The organism is Actinacidiphila cocklensis (assembly GCF_907177275.1).
Lineage (GTDB): Bacteria > Actinomycetota > Actinomycetes > Streptomycetales > Streptomycetaceae > Actinacidiphila > Actinacidiphila cocklensis.
On sequence record NZ_CAJSLV010000013.1, the window covers coordinates 197842 to 213527 of the forward strand.

The 15686-nt window shown below is 73.9% G+C and carries 13 protein-coding genes and 1 riboswitch; of the genes, 6 read left to right on the top strand and 7 right to left on the bottom strand.

Features of this window, described 5'->3' with window-relative positions:
* Positions 1 to 94: 94 nt before the first annotated feature.
* The 3 genes from NFU81_RS03670 to NFU81_RS03680 all read left to right on the top strand — a co-directional run bounded on the left by NFU81_RS03670 (position 95) and on the right by NFU81_RS03680 (position 2515).
* Positions 95 to 844 carry an SDR family oxidoreductase gene (locus NFU81_RS03670; RefSeq protein ID WP_251484911.1) on the top strand — a complete coding sequence of 250 codons (750 nt, stop codon included), beginning with the start codon at positions 95 to 97 and terminating at the stop codon, positions 842 to 844.
* A gap of 88 nt (positions 845 to 932) precedes the next feature.
* Complete coding sequence (locus NFU81_RS03675; protein WP_251484914.1) at positions 933 to 1961, top strand: RNA polymerase subunit sigma-70; 1029 nt, start codon at positions 933 to 935, stop codon at positions 1959 to 1961.
* Positions 1949 to 2515, top strand: a complete 567-nt coding sequence (locus tag NFU81_RS03680; protein WP_251484917.1) for a TIGR03086 family metal-binding protein — start codon at positions 1949 to 1951, stop codon at positions 2513 to 2515. The genes NFU81_RS03675 and NFU81_RS03680 overlap by 13 nt, the downstream gene beginning before the upstream one ends.
* Before the next feature lie 211 nt (positions 2516 to 2726).
* Here the strand turns inward: NFU81_RS03680 and NFU81_RS03685 are convergent, their stop codons facing one another.
* From NFU81_RS03685 to NFU81_RS03715, 7 genes are all read right to left on the bottom strand, one after another.
* Positions 2727 to 4175, bottom strand: coding sequence for an MFS transporter (locus tag NFU81_RS03685; RefSeq protein ID WP_251484918.1), 1449 nt, complete (start codon positions 4173 to 4175; stop codon positions 2727 to 2729).
* Between the two features lie 186 nt (positions 4176 to 4361).
* On the bottom strand, positions 4362 to 5399 hold the full coding sequence (locus NFU81_RS03690; RefSeq protein WP_251484920.1) for a LacI family DNA-binding transcriptional regulator: 1038 nt from the start codon (positions 5397 to 5399) through the stop codon (positions 4362 to 4364).
* 188 nt (positions 5400 to 5587) lie between these two features.
* The gene (locus NFU81_RS03695) at positions 5588 to 6877 is read right to left on the bottom strand and encodes a benzoate/H(+) symporter BenE family transporter (protein WP_251484922.1); all 1290 of its coding nucleotides are present in this window, start codon (positions 6875 to 6877) and stop codon (positions 5588 to 5590) included.
* Positions 6878 to 7021: 144 nt separating this feature from the next.
* On the bottom strand, positions 7022 to 9082 hold the full coding sequence (locus NFU81_RS03700; RefSeq protein ID WP_251484923.1) for a DNRLRE domain-containing protein: 2061 nt from the start codon (positions 9080 to 9082) through the stop codon (positions 7022 to 7024).
* Positions 9083 to 9235: 153 nt separating this feature from the next.
* Entirely contained in the window at positions 9236 to 10699 is a 1464-nt protein-coding gene (locus tag NFU81_RS03705) for an MFS transporter (protein ID WP_251484926.1), read from the bottom strand.
* Positions 10700 to 10950: 251 nt separating this feature from the next.
* Positions 10951 to 11232: a hypothetical protein gene (locus NFU81_RS03710; RefSeq protein WP_251484928.1), complete on the bottom strand. Its 282-nt coding sequence runs from the start codon at positions 11230 to 11232 to the stop codon at positions 10951 to 10953.
* Positions 11233 to 11366: 134 nt separating this feature from the next.
* Positions 11367 to 13037, bottom strand: a complete 1671-nt coding sequence (locus NFU81_RS03715) for a GDSL-type esterase/lipase family protein (RefSeq protein ID WP_251484930.1) — start codon at positions 13035 to 13037, stop codon at positions 11367 to 11369.
* A gap of 234 nt (positions 13038 to 13271) precedes the next feature.
* A riboswitch (guanidine-III (ykkC-III) riboswitch) is annotated at positions 13272 to 13331 on the top strand.
* A gap of 31 nt (positions 13332 to 13362) precedes the next feature.
* Here NFU81_RS03715 and NFU81_RS03720 point away from each other — a divergent pair.
* The 3 genes from NFU81_RS03720 to NFU81_RS03730 form a co-directional block, all read left to right on the top strand.
* On the top strand, positions 13363 to 13683 hold the full coding sequence (locus NFU81_RS03720) for a DMT family transporter (RefSeq protein ID WP_251484934.1): 321 nt from the start codon (positions 13363 to 13365) through the stop codon (positions 13681 to 13683).
* Between the two features lie 267 nt (positions 13684 to 13950).
* Positions 13951 to 14868 (top strand): polyphosphate kinase 2, encoded by a 918-nt coding sequence (ppk2, locus tag NFU81_RS03725; RefSeq protein WP_251484936.1) that lies wholly within the window; start codon positions 13951 to 13953, stop codon positions 14866 to 14868.
* Between the two features lie 52 nt (positions 14869 to 14920).
* Positions 14921 to 15686 (top strand): P1 family peptidase (locus NFU81_RS03730; protein ID WP_251484940.1); only part of this gene is annotated, 766 nt, incomplete at its 3' end.

Consider the following 15686-nt stretch of genomic DNA (forward strand, 5'->3'; position numbering starts at 1 on the left):
GCCGCCCGGGCCGGCCCGTCCGGCCCGGGCGATGAATTTCCCCGGACGCCGTTGTCTCTATTGACGAGGCATATTCGGCAACCGAGGAGAGATCATGTCCGTCAACGAGCCGGCGGGAACCACCGTCGTCGTCACCGGCGTCGGGCGCGGCTTCGGCCGGGGTACGGCCATCGCGTTCGCCAGGGCAGGGGCCAGGGTCGTCGGGCTCGGGCGGGACGCGGACGCGCTGGAGAAGCTGCGGGCGGAGCTGGGCGACGCCTTCGTCCCCGTGCGCGGCGACGCCACCGACCCGGACCTGGCCGCGGAACTGCTCAGCCGCCACACCCCGGCGACCGTGGTGCTCAACGCCGGGGCGGCGCCCGCCATGCGGCCGCTGCAGGACCACACCTGGGACACCTTCCGCACCAACTGGGACGTGGACGTCCAGCAGGCCTTCCACTGGGCGCGCGCCGCCCTGCGGCTGCCGCTGCCGCCCGGCAGTACCGTGCTGTCCCTGTCCAGCGGAGCCGCCCTGCGCGGCTCCCCGCTCAGCGGCGGCTACGCGGGCGCCAAGGCCACCGTCCGCTTCGTGTCCGAGTACGCCGCCGCCGAGTCGCGGCGGCAGGCGCTCGGCATCCGCTTCCTCGCCGTCCTGCCCGCGCTGTCCCCGACCACCGACCTGGGCACCGAGGCGGCGGCCGCCTACGCCGCCTACCAGGGGGTCGACGCGGACGCCTTCGTCCGCGCGATGGGTCCGCTGCTCACCCCGGAGAAGGCCGGCGCGGCCATGGTGTCGCTGGCCGCGGACGAGGAGCGGGACACCCTGGCGTACACGCTCTCCGCCGGGGGCCTGCAACCGGTGTGACGCGGCCGCCGCGCCGCGCGCGATGACTTTCGGGTCGCTGGCGAGTCTGTACTCGTGGAGGGGTTCCCCAACCACCCGGAGACATCACGTGAACACGCTGAGCGGCCAGGCCGCCGCCGGAGCGGTGCCGCAGGACGGCGACGCCTTCCTCCGGCAGGCGGCCGAATACCGGCCGGAGCTGCTGGCCCACTGCTACCGGATGCTCGGCTCGGTGCACGACGCCGAGGACCTGGTCCAGGAGACGTACCTGCGCGCCTGGCGCGGCTACGGCGGCTTCGAGGGCCGCTCCTCGCTGCGCTACTGGCTCTACCGCATCGCCACCAGCGCGTGCCTGACGGCGCTCCAGCACAGCAGCCGCCGCTTCGTGCCCGCGGGCCTGGGCGCCGCGAGCGACGATGCCACCGCGCCGCTGAACCCCACAGGGGCGGAGATCCCCTGGGTCCAGCCGATGCCCGACCCGCCGCCCGACCCAGCCGCGGTGGTGGCCGAGCGCGGCAGCGTACGGCTCGCGCTGATCGTCGCCCTCCAGCAGCTGCCGCCCAAGCAGCGGGCCGTGCTCATCCTGCGCGACGTCCTGGACTGGCACGCCGCCGAAGTGGCCGCCCTGCTCGACACCAGCGCCGCCGCGGTCAACAGCGCGCTGCAGCGCGCCCGCGCCCAGCTGCGGCAGGCCGCCGCGACCGAGGACGAGGTCACCGACTCGCTGGACGAGCGGGGCCGGGCGCTGGTCGACCGGTTCGCGAAGGCCTTCCGGGACGCCGACGTGGACGCGCTGGCCCGGCTGCTGCGCGACGACGTGCGGCTGGAGATGCCGCCCGACCCGCTGTGGTTCGCAGGCCGCGACATCGTGCTGCGCTTCCTGGCCGAGCGGGTCTTCCCGGCCGCCGGAGAGCAGCGGCTGCTGGGGCTCACCGTCAACGACGGCCAGCCGGCGCTGGCGACGTACTGGCGCGGCGGCGACGGCCGCTTCCACCCGCACGCGCTGCAGGTCCTCACGCTGCGCGGGCACCGGGTGGCCCGGATCCTCGCCTTCCGCGACACCGTGTGGTTCCCCTCCTTCGGCCTGCCCGCCGCTCTCGATGCCGACGCACCCCCGGCCCCGTCATGGCTGAGGTGACCGGCCGGGACAGCACGCTGCCGCTGCTGGAGCAGGCGGTCGGGTACGGGCTGGGGTGCGTCGACCTGGTGCCGCCCGGCGGGCTGCGGCTGCCGACGCCCTGCCGGAGCTGGGACCTGGACGCGCTGCTGTGCCACCTGTACGAGTCGGTGTGCGCGCTGCGGGAGGCCGCGGAGTACGGCGTGGTGGCCCTGCTGCCCGCCGCCGCACCTCCTGCCGACCCGGTCGCCGCCCTGCGGTCGGGAGCCCGGGCGCTGCTGGAGAGCTGGCGCGGCCGCGAGGGAGCGGAGGTGGAGGTCTGCGGCATGCCGGTGCCCGGCGCGACGGTCGCCTTCATCGGCACGGTCGAACTGGCCGTGCACGGCTGGGACATCGCCCAGGCGTGCGGTACCCCGCGGCCCATACCGGCGCCGCTGGCGCTGGCGATCCTGCGCAGGGCGCCGATGATCACCGGCGGTGCCGACCTGTTCGCGTCCCCCGTCCCCGTCTCCCCGCTGGCCGGCCCCGGCGACCGCCTGGTCGCGCTCCTCGGCCGCGTACCCGACGCGGGTTAGGGCCGCGGCAGCGCGCGGCAATGGCCCCTCCACCTGTCACAGGCAGAGGGGCCGCGGTGCCGCCCGGGCGCCGCTTGGAGACCTCGTCGAAAGCAGCCCGTCCTTGGCGTCCTTCCGCCGCCCGCGGTGGGCCGCGAGGATCGGCGAGGGAGGCCGCCGCGGCATCCCCCTGCGGTGCTGCGGCGGTCCCCTCGGTCACCGGGCCGGGCCGTCAGACCCGCTCGGCCTGCGGGAGCGTGTCGGACGACGGCGCCGTGTTCGGGTTCGCGGCGTCCGCCTGCCGCTTGCCCGGGGCCAGCACAGCGACCGCGGCACCGGCGGCCGCCGCCACCGCCGCGACGATCTCGGCGGCCTTGAAGCCGTCCATGAAGGACGCCGGCGATCCGTAGCCGCCGTGCGCGGCGAACACCGCGACCAGCACCGCGACGCCGAAGACGCCGCCCGCCTCGCGCACCGTGTTGTTGGTGCCCGCCGCGACCCCCGAGTCCTCCAGCGGCACCGCGCCGACGACCGCGTTCGCCACCGTCGGGAAGGTCATGGAGATGCCGACGCCGGCGAGGACCAGCGGCACCACCAGCGTCCCGTAACCGGCGTCGGGCGATGAGACCAGCGCCAGCCACAGCAGCCCCGCGCCCTGCAGCAGCAGGCCCAGCACCATGAAGGGCCGGTTGCCGAACCGGTCGGACAGCGCACCCGCGAGCGGCGCCACCAGCATCGGCATGCCCGTCCACACCAGCAGCCGCAGACCCGCCTGCAACGGGTCGTAGCCCAGGCCGAGCTGGAACATCTGGGCGATCATGAACAGCGACCCGATCAGCGAGAACATCATGAAGAAGACGACCGCGTTGGCGGTGGAGAAGCCGCGGCTGCGGAAGTACCGCAGCGGCAGCATCGGGTAGCGCGCCCTGCGCTGCCACATCAGGAACACCGCCATCAGGACGACGCCCACCAGCAGCGCACCGATCACCTGCGGGTCGCCCCAGCCGACGGACGGCGCCCGCACCGGCGCCCACACCAGGGCGAACAGCGCGGTGCTCACCAGCGCCACACCGACCAGGTCGAGCTGCGGCCGCAGGCCCCGGCTGTCGCGCAGCATCACCATGCACAGCACCATGACCGCCAGGCCGACCGGCACGTTGATCCAGAAGATCCACTGCCAGGCGATGTCCTGGATGATCAGGCCGCCGAGCACCGGCCCCGCCGCCACCCCCAGGCCCGTGATGGCGCCCCAGATGCCGATCGCGGCGCCCCGCTTCTCCAGTGGGAAGGCGTTGCTGATCAGGGTGAGGGTCAGCGGCAGCACCACCGCGGCACCCGCGCCCTGCACGACCCGGGCGGCGATCAGCGCGGACGTGGAGCCCGCGGTGGCGCAGGCGATGGACGACAGCGTGAAGACGCCCACCCCGAGCACGTACACGTTGCGCCGCCCGAAGCGGTCGCCGAGCGCCGCGCCGGTCAGCATCAGGCACGCGAACGCCAGGTTGTAGCCGTTGATCGTCCATTCCAGGTCGGCCAGGCTCGCGTGCAGGTGGTCCTGCAGCGTCGGCAGCGCCGTCGAGACGACGACCACGTCGAGCGAGGTGAGGAACGCCCCGAGCGACGCCAGGACGAGCGTCCATACCGTCCGCGGGGAAGCGGAAGGCTCCGTGCTTGTTGTCACCTGAAAAACCTCCAGTCCGGCCCCGGCGGGCAGCCGGCGGCACCCGTGGGCGGCCCCTTCTCCGCCGCCCCCACCGGTCGCCGTTGAGCCGGTTCGCGTGGGACGGGGATGGGCATGGCCCTCAGGAATAGAGACCAGGGCTTTCGTGGAAAGTCATCGCGGCAGCCCGCCGCCCGGCGGCGCCGGTCAGGTCACAGGACCGCCGGCTTCGGGGACCGGTACCGGGCCCGTCGAGCCGCGCAGCACCAGCTGAGTGGCCAGCTCGACGTGCAGCGCGTCCACCGTGTGCCGGTCGAGCAGCCGCATCAGCAGCGAGACGGCCATCCGCCCCATCTCCTCCAGCGGCTGGCGGACCGTGGTCAGCCGCGGCACGGTGCTGCGGCTCAGGTCGATGTCGTCGAAGCCGGTGATCGACAGGTCCTCGGGCACCCGCAGGTCCCGCTCGTAGGCGGCCCGCAGCGCGCCGACCGCGGCCTTGTCGTTGAAGGCCACCAGCGCGGTGGGCCGTTCCGGCAGGTCGAGCAGCTGGCAGGCGGCGTCGTAGCCCCAGTCGGCGGTGGGCTCGATGCTGCGCAGCAGTTCGGGGGAGGGCAGCACACCGGCGTCGGCCAGCGCGGAGGTGTGCCCTGCCAGCCGGGACTGGCTGGCGAGCCAGTCGCCCGGTCCGCCGATCACCCCGATCCTGCGGTGGCCGAGGTCCACCAGATGCGCGCTGACGGTGCGTGCGGCGATGAGGTTGGCGGCGGAGACCGACGCGATGTCCTGCGGCAGCGGGGTGCGCGGGTCCACCACCACGAAGGGGAAGTCGGCCGCGCGCAGCGCCTCCAGGTCCCGTTCCGGCTCCGGCGGCACGACCAGGATCGCGCCCGCGATCGCGGGGTCGGCCGGCAGGTCGCCGAGCACCTGCAGCTCGCGGGCCGCGTCGCCGGCACTGAGTACCAGGCGCCTGCCGTACAGGTCGAGCGTCTCGGCGATCGAGGAGACGATCACCCCGAAGTAGTCGGTGAGGACGTACGGGCAGCGCACATAGATCGCGCCGCTCGCCGTGCCGCGCCTGGCGGGCGCCGGGGCGCCGAGCCTGGCCACCGCCCGGCGCACCAGCTCGCGGGTGTCGGGGGCGACGTTCGCCTGACCGTTCATCACCCGCGAGACGGTGGCGATCGATACGCCCGCTTCCGCCGCGATGGCCCGGACGGTGGCCCGGGAGCCCGGCTGCCTAGCCATGCGTTACACCGCGCTGTTTCATGCGCACAGCCTAGCGCCGCCCATGGGGGTGTTGACATGGCCGGGTGGTAAGCGGTGTCCTGGATCTCCGCCGGATGCCGCCGGAAAACGTTACATCCCGTTTCACGCGCGCCGCTCGGTGGCGGGCGTCCGCGTCCGGGACCCGGCGGACCGCAGCTGCCGAGGGATCAGCTGCGGTCCGGCTCCGGGACCGCCCGGTCCTGCTCCGCCCGCTGCGCCGGTACGTCCGCGGGTCCGCCCGCCGCCCGCCGCGACTGCCAGTGGCGTACGCCGTAGAGGGCGCCGCCCGCGAGCAGGCCCCAGAAGGCGCCGCTGACACCGAAGAAGGTCACGCCCGACACCGTCACCACCACGGTGACCACCGCGGCCTCCCGCTGCCCGGGATCGGCCGTCGCCGCGGTCAGCGCGTTCGCCAGGGCGCCCAGCAGCGCGAGGCCCGCCACCGCCTCGATGACGTGCGACGGCGCCGCGTCGACCAGCGCGACGGCCGCGCTCGCGGCCAGCCCGAGCAGGATGTAGACGACGCCCGCCGCGGCCGCCGCACGGTAGCGCCGGCTCCTGTCGGGTCCCGCCTCCTCGCCCGCGCACAGGGCCGCGGTGATCGCCGCCAGGTTGACCGCGTGGCCGCCGAAGGGCGCCGAGGCCAGCGAGAAGACACCGGTCCAGCCGAACAGCGGGCCGGGCCGCGGGTGGTAGCCGTTGGCACCGAGCACCGCGACGCCCGGGATGTTCTGCGAGGCCATCGTGACGACGTACAGCGGCAGCGCGATGCCGACCGCGGCGGCGACGGTGAAGTGCGGTGCGACCGCCACCGGGTGCGGCCACATCGGCCCGAGCGTGTCGGCCTTGATGTGCGTGGTCGTCGCGATCAGCACGACCGCCACCACCACGGCGGCGGGCACCGCGTAGAGCTTGCGCACGCTGCCGACGACCGCCCAGGTCAGCACGACGGCCAGCCCGATGGCCGGGTGGGACTTCACGGCCTGCGCCGGCGCCAGGCACAGCGGCAGCAGGATGCCGGCCAGCATGGCGTTCGCCAGCGGCGCCGGGATCGCCGACACCCAGCGGCCCAGCGGCTGCCACAGCCCGGAGGCCACGATGAGCGCCCCGGTGAGCAGGAACGCCCCCACTGCAACCGGGAATCCGCCGTGCGGCACCGCCGAGCCCGCCAGCAGCGCCGCCCCCGGTGTCGACCAGGCGATGCTGATCGGCAGCCGTGAGCGCAGGCTCAGGAAGATCGTGCAGAGCCCCATCGCGACCAGCAGCGCCATCAGCCCGGACGCCGCCTGGGCGTGCGAGGCGCCGACCTTGGACAGGCCTTCGAGGACGACGGCGAAGGAGCTGGCGAAGCCGACGAAGGCGGCGATCACCCCGGCCGTCACCGCCCGCCACAGCCCGCCGGCGCCCTGGCCCCCGCCCGTGTCCTCGGCCGTCCTTCCCGGTGCGGCAGTGGCCACCGGAACCCCCTCCGATCCGCCCCCGGCGACGTCCCCGGGGCAATCCGCGCATCCTAGTGGGGCGGTGTGCCGCCGCGCCCGCCGATTTCCGGGCGCCGGGAGCCCCTGCGGGTCAATGCCCCCGGGCCGCCCGGCGCCCGGCGGTCACGGCCGGCTGAAGGTCAAGATGAGCTGCGGTCGGCCCGAGCCCCCCGGCACCTCACGGGACCAGAACCACGCCGAGTCGGTGCCGGCCGAGGTCAGCGCGAGGTCGTAGGGGCCGCCGAGCGCCGCGGCGAGCGAGGGCAGCGCGAGCGCGGCCGAGTAGTCGGCCTCCGCCGCCGCCGCCGGCGCCGGGACGGTGCCGACCGCCGCCGGGTCGACGTCCGGGCGGGTGGTCCAGGTCGTGTCGGCCTCCGTCCAACTGCCCGTGACATGCTGCACGGTGACCGGGTCGGTGGAGTTCGCGGCCGCGTCCGCGCTGGTGCGCAGCGTCAGCTGGGCGCCGGTGAGCACCATCCCTTCGGGCGCGGCGGGCAGGTCGAAGCGCAGGTAGGCGTCGTACTCGGAGCTGCCGCGCACCGCGAGCTGCTGGGCGGCGCCGTAGACGACGCTGGGCGCACCGGCGTTGACGTAGGTGTCCGCGCTGTCCTCGACGGTCAGCGTGGTGGACGTCGCCGTGCCGTAGGTGGTGACGCTCGCCGCCGTGGAGCGTGCGCTGGTGTTGCCTGCCGCGTCGCTCGCGGCGACCTGGTAGACGTAAGTGGTGCCCGGCTCGGTCGTGGTGTCGGCCAGGCCGACGGTCGGGCGGATCCAGAAGGTCGAACTGGCGCTGACCGTCCCGATCTTGGCGCCGTTGCGGTAGATCGTGTACGTCAGCGCGGAGTCGTCGAGGTCGAGCGAGGCCTGCCAGCTGAGGCGCACCGCGCCCCTGGTCGACAGCGCCGCCGTCACCGCCTGCGGCACGGACGGGCTGCGGGTGTCCGGGGTGTTCGCGAACCGGACCAGGCCCTGCTGCGGCCGGTTGCCGTTGCTGGCGATCCGGGTGAACTCGCCGCCCACCCACAGGTAGTCGGTGCCGCCCTTGGAGGCGGTGGTCAGGGCGCGCGGGCCGATCTGCTCGGTGCCGGCCGGGCCGTCGTCGGTGTCGGGGAACCAGCTGAGCAGCGGGCGCGGGTTGCCGACCGACTCGGCGAGCAGGTGCTGCCGGTCGGGCATCTGCGGAAACCCCCCCATGCTGGAGCAGTCGTGGCCGTGCGAGGCGCTGTAGAGCACGCCCTTGTAGACCTGCACCGCCTGCGTGGCGCCCAGGCAGGTGTCCCGCCAGCGCTGGTTCAAGGTGGCGAAGTCCACCGCGATCCGGCCGTCGAAGACCCCGCCGCCGGTGCCCTCGTTGCCGGTGTAGAAGCCGGTGGCGTCCGCGGCCAGGTCCTGCACGGTCGAGGTCGGCGGGATGAAGCCCGGGTAGGTCCGCACGTTGGCGCCGGTCGTGGCGTCCACCACCGCCAGCGCGTGCGAGTCGGCGCCGTTGACGGTCGCGAAGTCACCGCCCAGCACCACCTTCGAGCCGTCGGGGGTGAGCAGCAGCGCCTTGCCGTCGTCGTCGGCGGCGGGGGCGAAGGCCCGCAGCGCACCGGTGGCGGAGTCGACCGCGGCGAAGTGCTGCCGGGTCTGCCCGCCCACCGAGGTGAAGTTCCCGCCGAAGTAGACCGTGCCGCCCGCGACCGCGATCCCGCGGACCTGCGCCGACACCGACACCTTGAAGTCGGGCTGCACCGTGCAGGTCGCGATGTCGATCGCTGCGAGGTTGCTGACCGGCGTGCCGTTGACCGAGCCGAACGTACCGCCCGCGTACAGCGTCGACTTGTCGGGGGACACCGCGAGCGCCCGCACCGTCGCGATGCCGCTTCCCACGGTGAACGACAGCCGGCAGGACGTCGGGGCGCCGGAAGCGGCGTCGAACGCCTGGAAGTTGAGCGCCTGCTGCTCGCCGGTCCCCGCCGCGGCTCCCGGCGGCCTGACCGAGGAGAAGGTCCCCCCGGCGAAGACCACCCCGTCCGCCTGCGCCAGCGTCCACACGACCCCGTTGGTCTGCCACGTCGGCAGGTCGTCCGCGGTCATGGCCACCGGCCCGGTCAACGCCCCGGCCGGACCCGCCGAGGAGAACCCGACCATCGACGCGGCCGCCATCCCGACCGCGACGGCCCCTGCACTGCTTTTCCTCATGCGCCCCCCTGCACCCACCTGACACGCGTGTACCGAACGCGTGCAACCTGTGGCAAGGCTAGCGTTTGCGCTCCTATCGGGTGGCGAACTCGCCGCTTCCCGGCCCGCGTTCACCGGGCGTACGGCGGCGGGCCGGGGTAGCGGTGCGGCGCGTCAGTCCCCCGCGGGGGACGAGCCGGCGACGGCGGCGTCCTTCGGGGTCTGCGCGCCCTGCGGTACGGACCCGGCAGCCTGGGCGGGGCGGCGGCCCGGGATGCCGAGGGCGATCAGCACCCCCAGCGCGGCGTAACCGGTGACCGCGGTCATCGCCGCCGTGAAACCCCTGGTGAACTGCTCGGGGGAGGCGTAGCCGCCGCGGCTGGAGAAGACCGCGACGGTGACCGCGACCCCGAGGACCCCGCCGAAGATCCGCAGCATCATGAAGACCCCGGACGCCTGGCCGATCTCCTGGGGCCGCACCGCGCCGACGACCGCCCGCTGGGCCGCGGGCATGGCCATCGTCAGGCCGATACCGCTGACCACCAGCGCGGGCACCAGCACGGGATAGCTGGTGTCGATACCGGCGACCAGCGCGATCCAGCCCATGCTCAGCGCCTGCAGCAGCAGCCCGGCGATGACGAAGGACCGCTCACCGAAGGTGTCGGCCAGCCGGCCGACGATCGGCGCGCACACCATCAGCGTCGCCGACCACGGCATCAGCCGCAGACCCGCGCCCAGCGGGCCGTTGCCCAGCACCGTCTGGAAGTACTGCGCCATGAAGAACAGCGTGCCGTACAGCGAGGCGAAGACCAGGAAGTTCGCCGGGTTCGCGGTGGCGAAGGCCCGCGCCCGGAAGAAGCGCATCGGCAGCATCGGCGCCTTCGTCCGCTGCTCCCACCGCACGAAGGCGACCAGCAGCGCGGCACCGAGCACCCACGACGCCAGTACCTCCGCACTGCCCCAGCCCGCCGCGTTTCCCCGCACCAGCCCCCAGACCAGGCCGAACGCGGCCAGCGTCACCAGCACCACCCCGACCAGGTCGAAGCGGTCGTTCGGGCCGACGCTCTCGCCGACGCGCCGCGCGGTCAGCACGACGGTGACCAGCCCGACCGGCAGGTTCAGCCAGAAGATCCACTGCCAGGCCAGGCCCTCGGCGATGACACCGCCGATGAAGGGTCCGCTGAAGGTCGCAAGCCCGGTGAAGCCCAGATAGAGCCCCATCGCCCGGCCACGCTGCTGCGGCGGGAAGATCGCACTGATCATCGTGAGCGACAGCGGCAGCACCATCGCGGCACCCGCGCCCTGCAAGGCCCGGAAGGCGATCAGCGCGCCGATGTCCGGCGACAGCGCGCACGCCGCGGACGCCACCGTGAAGACCGCGAGACCGCTGCTGAAGATCCGCCGGCGCCCGAGGCGGTCGCCCAGCGCCGCCCCGGTCAGCAGCAGGACCGCGAACGCCAGGTTGTACGCGTTGACAACCCACTCCAGTGATTCGGTCGAGGCCGTCAGGTCCCGCCGGATCGTCGTCAGCGCCGTGGACACCACCACGCTGTCCATCGCCATCATGAACGACGCCAGTGAAGCAAGACCCAGCACCCATGCCTGTGCGGACGTCATCCGCCCCTTGTCGCTACTCACCGCTACCCCTCTGCTCACATCGCCCCACGGCGGCGCGCGGCCCGTCCTCGCTCGCACGGTCCGCGCCCAGGCCCTGGGCTGTTCTCCCGGGTAGACACCGCCGGCAGGGGAATCCGGCCGGTGCAGCGGAGCGGACCCCGGGAAGGCTGCGCCTGCGGCAGCCCTCCCGGGGCCTGTGTCCCGGCGCCGCCCGCCGCCGCGCACCGCCCGAGCCGACCTCGGCGGTGCGCACGGCGGGGGAGCCGGAGCCGTCAGCCGGCGGGCCGGCCGCCCGGCAGGTCGAAGCCGACCGCGCGCACCCCGGTCAGCTCGCCGAACTCGCCGCGGGTCGTCCCCTCGACCCGGCCGGCGAGGCCGCCGAGGCCGGCCTCGATGCCGAACAGTCCGGCGATCACCGCCTCGGTGACCGCGACCGCGGCCTCGCTCTCCCGGTTCGACACCCCGCGCTCCGCGACCCGGTAGGACCCGTCGGCGGTGACCCACTCCGCCGACCGGGCCACCGGCTGCGGCTGCACGTCGCGGCGAGCAGCCACCCGCGCTGGGACGTCACGGGCGGCCCGCCCGCCACCCGCACGCTCTTCCACGACGCGTCCCGCCCGTCCCGTATCGAACTCCCGGTCACCGCCCCCGTGCAGTGACCGGGATCGCGTGCGGCCGTGGCCCGAGGTCAGGGGGAGGCCAGGTCGAACTCCTCCCAGAGGCCGATCGCGTCGCGGTTGGCGATCAGCGGGGCGGCCCCCGCGCTCTCGGCCGTGACGTACTTGCCGTTCACCTGGGCCTTGAGGCTGACGCTGTGGTCGGGGTTCTGGATCAGCTGGAAGGTCTCCCACGGGCCGACGGCCGTACGGTTGGCGATCAGCGGGGCCGCTCCTGCGTTCTCCGCGGTCACGATCATCCCGTTGGCGTGTGCCCGCAGGGCGATCATGCCGTTGCCCAGGTCCAGTTCGTCGAACTGCGCGGCGGTGTCCGGCGAGTCGCCCGCGGCGATCAGTGCGGAGGCGCCGCCGTTCGGCGCGGTGACGTACTTGCCGTCGGCGTGCGCGCGCAGCGCGATCCAACTGGCCGTGGGCTGGCCGGGAGGCCCGAAGGAGGAGAGGTTCACCGCGTCGGCGATGGCCTGCAACCCGGCCTCGTTCGGGTGCAGATGGTCGCCCGCGTCGTAAGCCGGCAGGTAGCGCGTGGGGTTGGCCGGGTCGTGGGTCGCGGTGTCCTGGTCGACCAGCCCGTCGCATCCGCTGCCCGAGCCGCGTACGAAGGCGTTGATCGCCGCCCGGGCGTTCTCCCCGGCCTGCGTCCAGCCGCCGGAGCCCTGGTAGGGCGTGAGCGTGGAGCAGAGGAAGGACAGCCCCGCCTGGTGCGCGCGGGAGATCAACTGCTGTATGCCGGCGATCAGTTGGGCGCCGGTCGGCGGATTGCCCGAACCGAGGTCGTTGATCGGGTCGTCGGCGAGCACCACCCAGCGCACGCCCGGCTGGCCGATGACGTCCCGGTCGAAGCGGGCCAGCGCGCTCTGCCCCGCGCCGTCGCTGAGCAGCTTGTTGCCGCTGATGCCCTGGTTGAGCACGCCGACCGTGCGCCCGCTGTCGGCCAGCCGCCTGGCCAGGTCGTTGGGCCAGCGCCGGTTGGAGTCCTGCGCCGAGGCGACACCGTCGGTGATCGACGCACCCAGCGTGACCACCGCGCCCTGGGCGGCCGGATTCTGCACGTCCAGATTGGTCAGGAAGGAGTAACTGCCGCTGTTCGAAGCGCCGTTCAGCGTGGCGTTGGCGCTGACGTCGCCGCCGGCCAGGTAGTTGGTCTGGGTGCCTTGCTGGTGATAGGTCGCGGACCCGGTGGGCTGCGGCAGGTACAGGCTGACCGCGACGTCGGACAGTGCGGGCACGGCGAAGGACGCCGAGTCGCTGACCGCGGAGCCGCCGGCCGGCACGGTCACCGTGCGCTGCCCGCCGAAGGTCACCGGCCGGTCGGTGCCGGTGTCCACCGACGAGCCGGAGGTGCGCCGCGCGAGGTGCACGTCGGCGACGGTCAGCGGCGCCGAGCCGAAGGCGTTGGAGATCCGCACCCGGGCCGCGGAGCCGCCGATACCGGTACGTACGATCTGCCGCAGCGTCTGCTGGTTGTACGAGGGACCGCCGCTCTGCGGGGAGACCGACCAGGTACCGGTCCAGCCGTCCGCGGCGGCGGGAGCCGCACCGGAAGCGGGAGCGGGAGCGGGAGCCGGTGCGGCCGGGATGGCGGCGGTCGCACCGGTGGCAGGGGCCGAGACGGACAGGCCGGCGGCCAGGACTGCGGCTGCCAGGACGGCGGCGCGGCGCACGGAGCGCGCATGACGTTGCACAGGAGCCTCCTGTGATGTGGGGGAGTGGCACTGTAATGCCCCCACTGGTCCGCGCCAATCCCCTTGCGTAGGCGAAGAGTTCGGATGACTGATCCTCTCACGCCGCAATTTGAGCGCGATTCGACGCCATCGCCGCTCTGACATCGGATCTCTCGCCGCTCGGGGTGGCCGCCGTCACCGTGGTCGCAGGATGCCCGCGCGCTCGGGACGCCCCGGCCCGGATTGCCGGATTTTGCTAACCTTGGGGGAACCCGACGAGCGCGCCGTACCGGGACCCTGCAAAGACGGCGCACCCCCGTAAATCCACATCCACGGAGGTGCCCTCATGGCATGGGTCCTGATCATCGTCGCCGGCCTGCTCGAAGTCGTCTGGTCGATCGGCATGAAGTACACCGACGGCTTCACCCGCCTGTGGCCGAGCGTCTTCACCGGCGCCGGGATCGCCGCCAGCATGCTGCTGCTGTCCCAGGCCGCCAAGACTCTGCCCATCGGTACCGCGTACGGCGTCTGGGTCGGGATCGGCGCGGCCGGTGCCGCCGTCGTCGGCATGCTGGTGCTCGGCGAGCCCGCCACCGCCGCCCGGATCTTCTTCGTCGCCCTGCTGCTGGTGGCGGTGGTCGGCCTGAAGGCCACCGCGGGCCACTGAGGCGGCCGGCGGCGGGTGACCTGCGCCACCACGGACGACCGCTGCGCGCACCGCGACTTCACACGCCCTTCTCCGGCCGTACGCACACCCGTGTTTACCTGGGGTGATGGACCACATCACCCCCTTGCGGCAGGAGTCGTCGTCACGCGGTGCTGTCGCGCCGCGACCCGGTCCACGCGGACAATGTGCAGCGGGGACCCGTGCCCGTCGGGCCGTACCCGATCGTTCCGCGGTTCCACTGACGGCCGGGCGGCGAAAGGCGGGAGCATGGTGAGCACGGACACCGGAGCGGCACTTCTGGCGGGCATGCGTGTCGACTACACCGACCAGGACGATCCGGTCCTGGTGCGGCCCGACGGCAGCGTGGTGGACACCTGGCGGGAGAACTACCCCTACGACGCCCGGATGGAGCGCCCGGAGTACGAGGTGCACAAGCGGCTGCAGCAGATCGAGCTGCTCAAGCTGCAGAGCTGGGTCAAGGAGACCGGGCAGCGCGTCGTCATCGTCTTCGAGGGCCGGGACGCAGCAGGCAAGGGCGGCACCATCAAGCGGTTCATCGAGCACCTCAACCCCCGCGGCGCCCGGGTGGTGGCCCTGGAGAAGCCCACCGAGCGGGAGAGCGGCCAGTGGTACTTCCAGCGCTACGTCGCCCACCTGCCCACCGCGGGCGAGATCGTGCTCTTCGACCGGTCCTGGTACAACCGGGCGGGCGTCGAGCGGGTCATGGGCTTCTGCACCGACGACGAGTACCGCCGCTTCATGCGGCAGGCGCCCGGCTTCGAGCGGATGCTGGTCGACGAGGGCATCGCACTGGTGAAGTTCTGGTTCTCGGTCTCCCGCGACGAGCAGCGCACCCGCTTCACCATCCGGCAGGTCGACCCGGTACGGCAGTGGAAGCTCAGCCCGATGGACCTCGCCTCGCTCGACCGGTGGGACGACTACACGCGGGCGAAGGTCGCGATGTTCCACGACACCGACACCGAGTACGCCCCCTGGACGGTGGTCAAGAGCAACGACAAGAAGCGCGCCAGGGTCGAGGCGATGCGCAGCGTCCTGGCCCGCTTCGACTACACCGACCGCGACGACGAGGTCGTCGGCACCCCCGACCCGCTGATAGTCGGCGCCGCCGCGAACCTGCTGGAGGCGGGCGAGGACGCCGCGGCCCACTCGCGGCTGCAGCCCTGACCTGCAGCCGGGCGCAGACTGGGAGGTACGTACGGAGAAGGCGGGCGCTGCGGTGGACGACCAGGCGAGGCGGGGCGCGGCCGATGCGCTGACCGACGTGGCGGGGCTGCGGGTCGGGCACGCGGAGCGGACCGGTGACGGATGGCTGAGCGGGGTGACCGTCGTGCTGGCACCCGACGGCGGCGCGGTGACCGCGGTCGACGTACGCGGCGGCGGCCCCGGCACCCGGGAGACCGACGCGCTCGACCCGCGCAACCTCGTCCCCGGCGTCGAGGCCGTGGTGCTGACCGGGGGCAGCGCGTACGGCCTCGACGCGGCCTCGGGGGTGGTGGCCTGGCTGGAGGAGCAGGGCCGCGGCTTCCGGGTCGGCGTGCCCGGGCAGGTGGTGCCGGTGGTGCCGGCCGCGGCGCTGTTCGACCTGGGCCGCGGCGGCGACTGGGGCGCGAGGCCGGGACCCGCGCTCGGCCGCGAGGCGGTGGAGGCCGCGGCGGCGAGCGCGGAGGGCGCACCGGTCGCGCAGGGCTGCGTCGGCGCAGGGACGGGCGCGGTGGCCGGCGGCCTCAAGGGCGGCGTCGGCACCGCGAGCACCGTACTGCCGTCGGGCATCACGGTGGCCGCCCTCGTGGCGGTCAACGCGGCGGGCTCGGTCGTCGACCCGGACAACGGTGCCCTCTGGGCCGGTCCCGGCACCTCGGGCGGCCCCGGGCGCGGGCAGGCGCAGGTCGGCGGCCCTGGCTCCGTCCGGGCGCGGGCCGGTGGGCCGGTGTCGCCCGAGGTGCTGCAGCGGGCGCGGCAGTGGCTCGCGGCGGCCGCCGCGG

Bases quoted from the DNA above. Each gene is read 5' to 3' on its own strand.
- NFU81_RS03670 (WP_251484911.1), top strand. From the start codon at position 95: ATGTCCGTCAACGAGCCGGCGGGAACCACCGTCGTCGTCACCGGCGTC.
- NFU81_RS03680 (WP_251484917.1), top strand. From the start codon at position 1,949: ATGGCTGAGGTGACCGGCCGGGACAGCACGCTGCCGCTGCTGGAGCAG.
- NFU81_RS03690 (WP_251484920.1), bottom strand. From the start codon at position 5,399: ATGGCTAGGCAGCCGGGCTCCCGGGCCACCGTCCGGGCCATCGCGGCG.
- NFU81_RS03700 (WP_251484923.1), bottom strand. From the start codon at position 9,082: ATGAGGAAAAGCAGTGCAGGGGCCGTCGCGGTCGGGATGGCGGCCGCG.
- NFU81_RS03720 (WP_251484934.1), top strand. From the start codon at position 13,363: ATGGCATGGGTCCTGATCATCGTCGCCGGCCTGCTCGAAGTCGTCTGG.
- ppk2 (WP_251484936.1), top strand. From the start codon at position 13,951: ATGGTGAGCACGGACACCGGAGCGGCACTTCTGGCGGGCATGCGTGTC.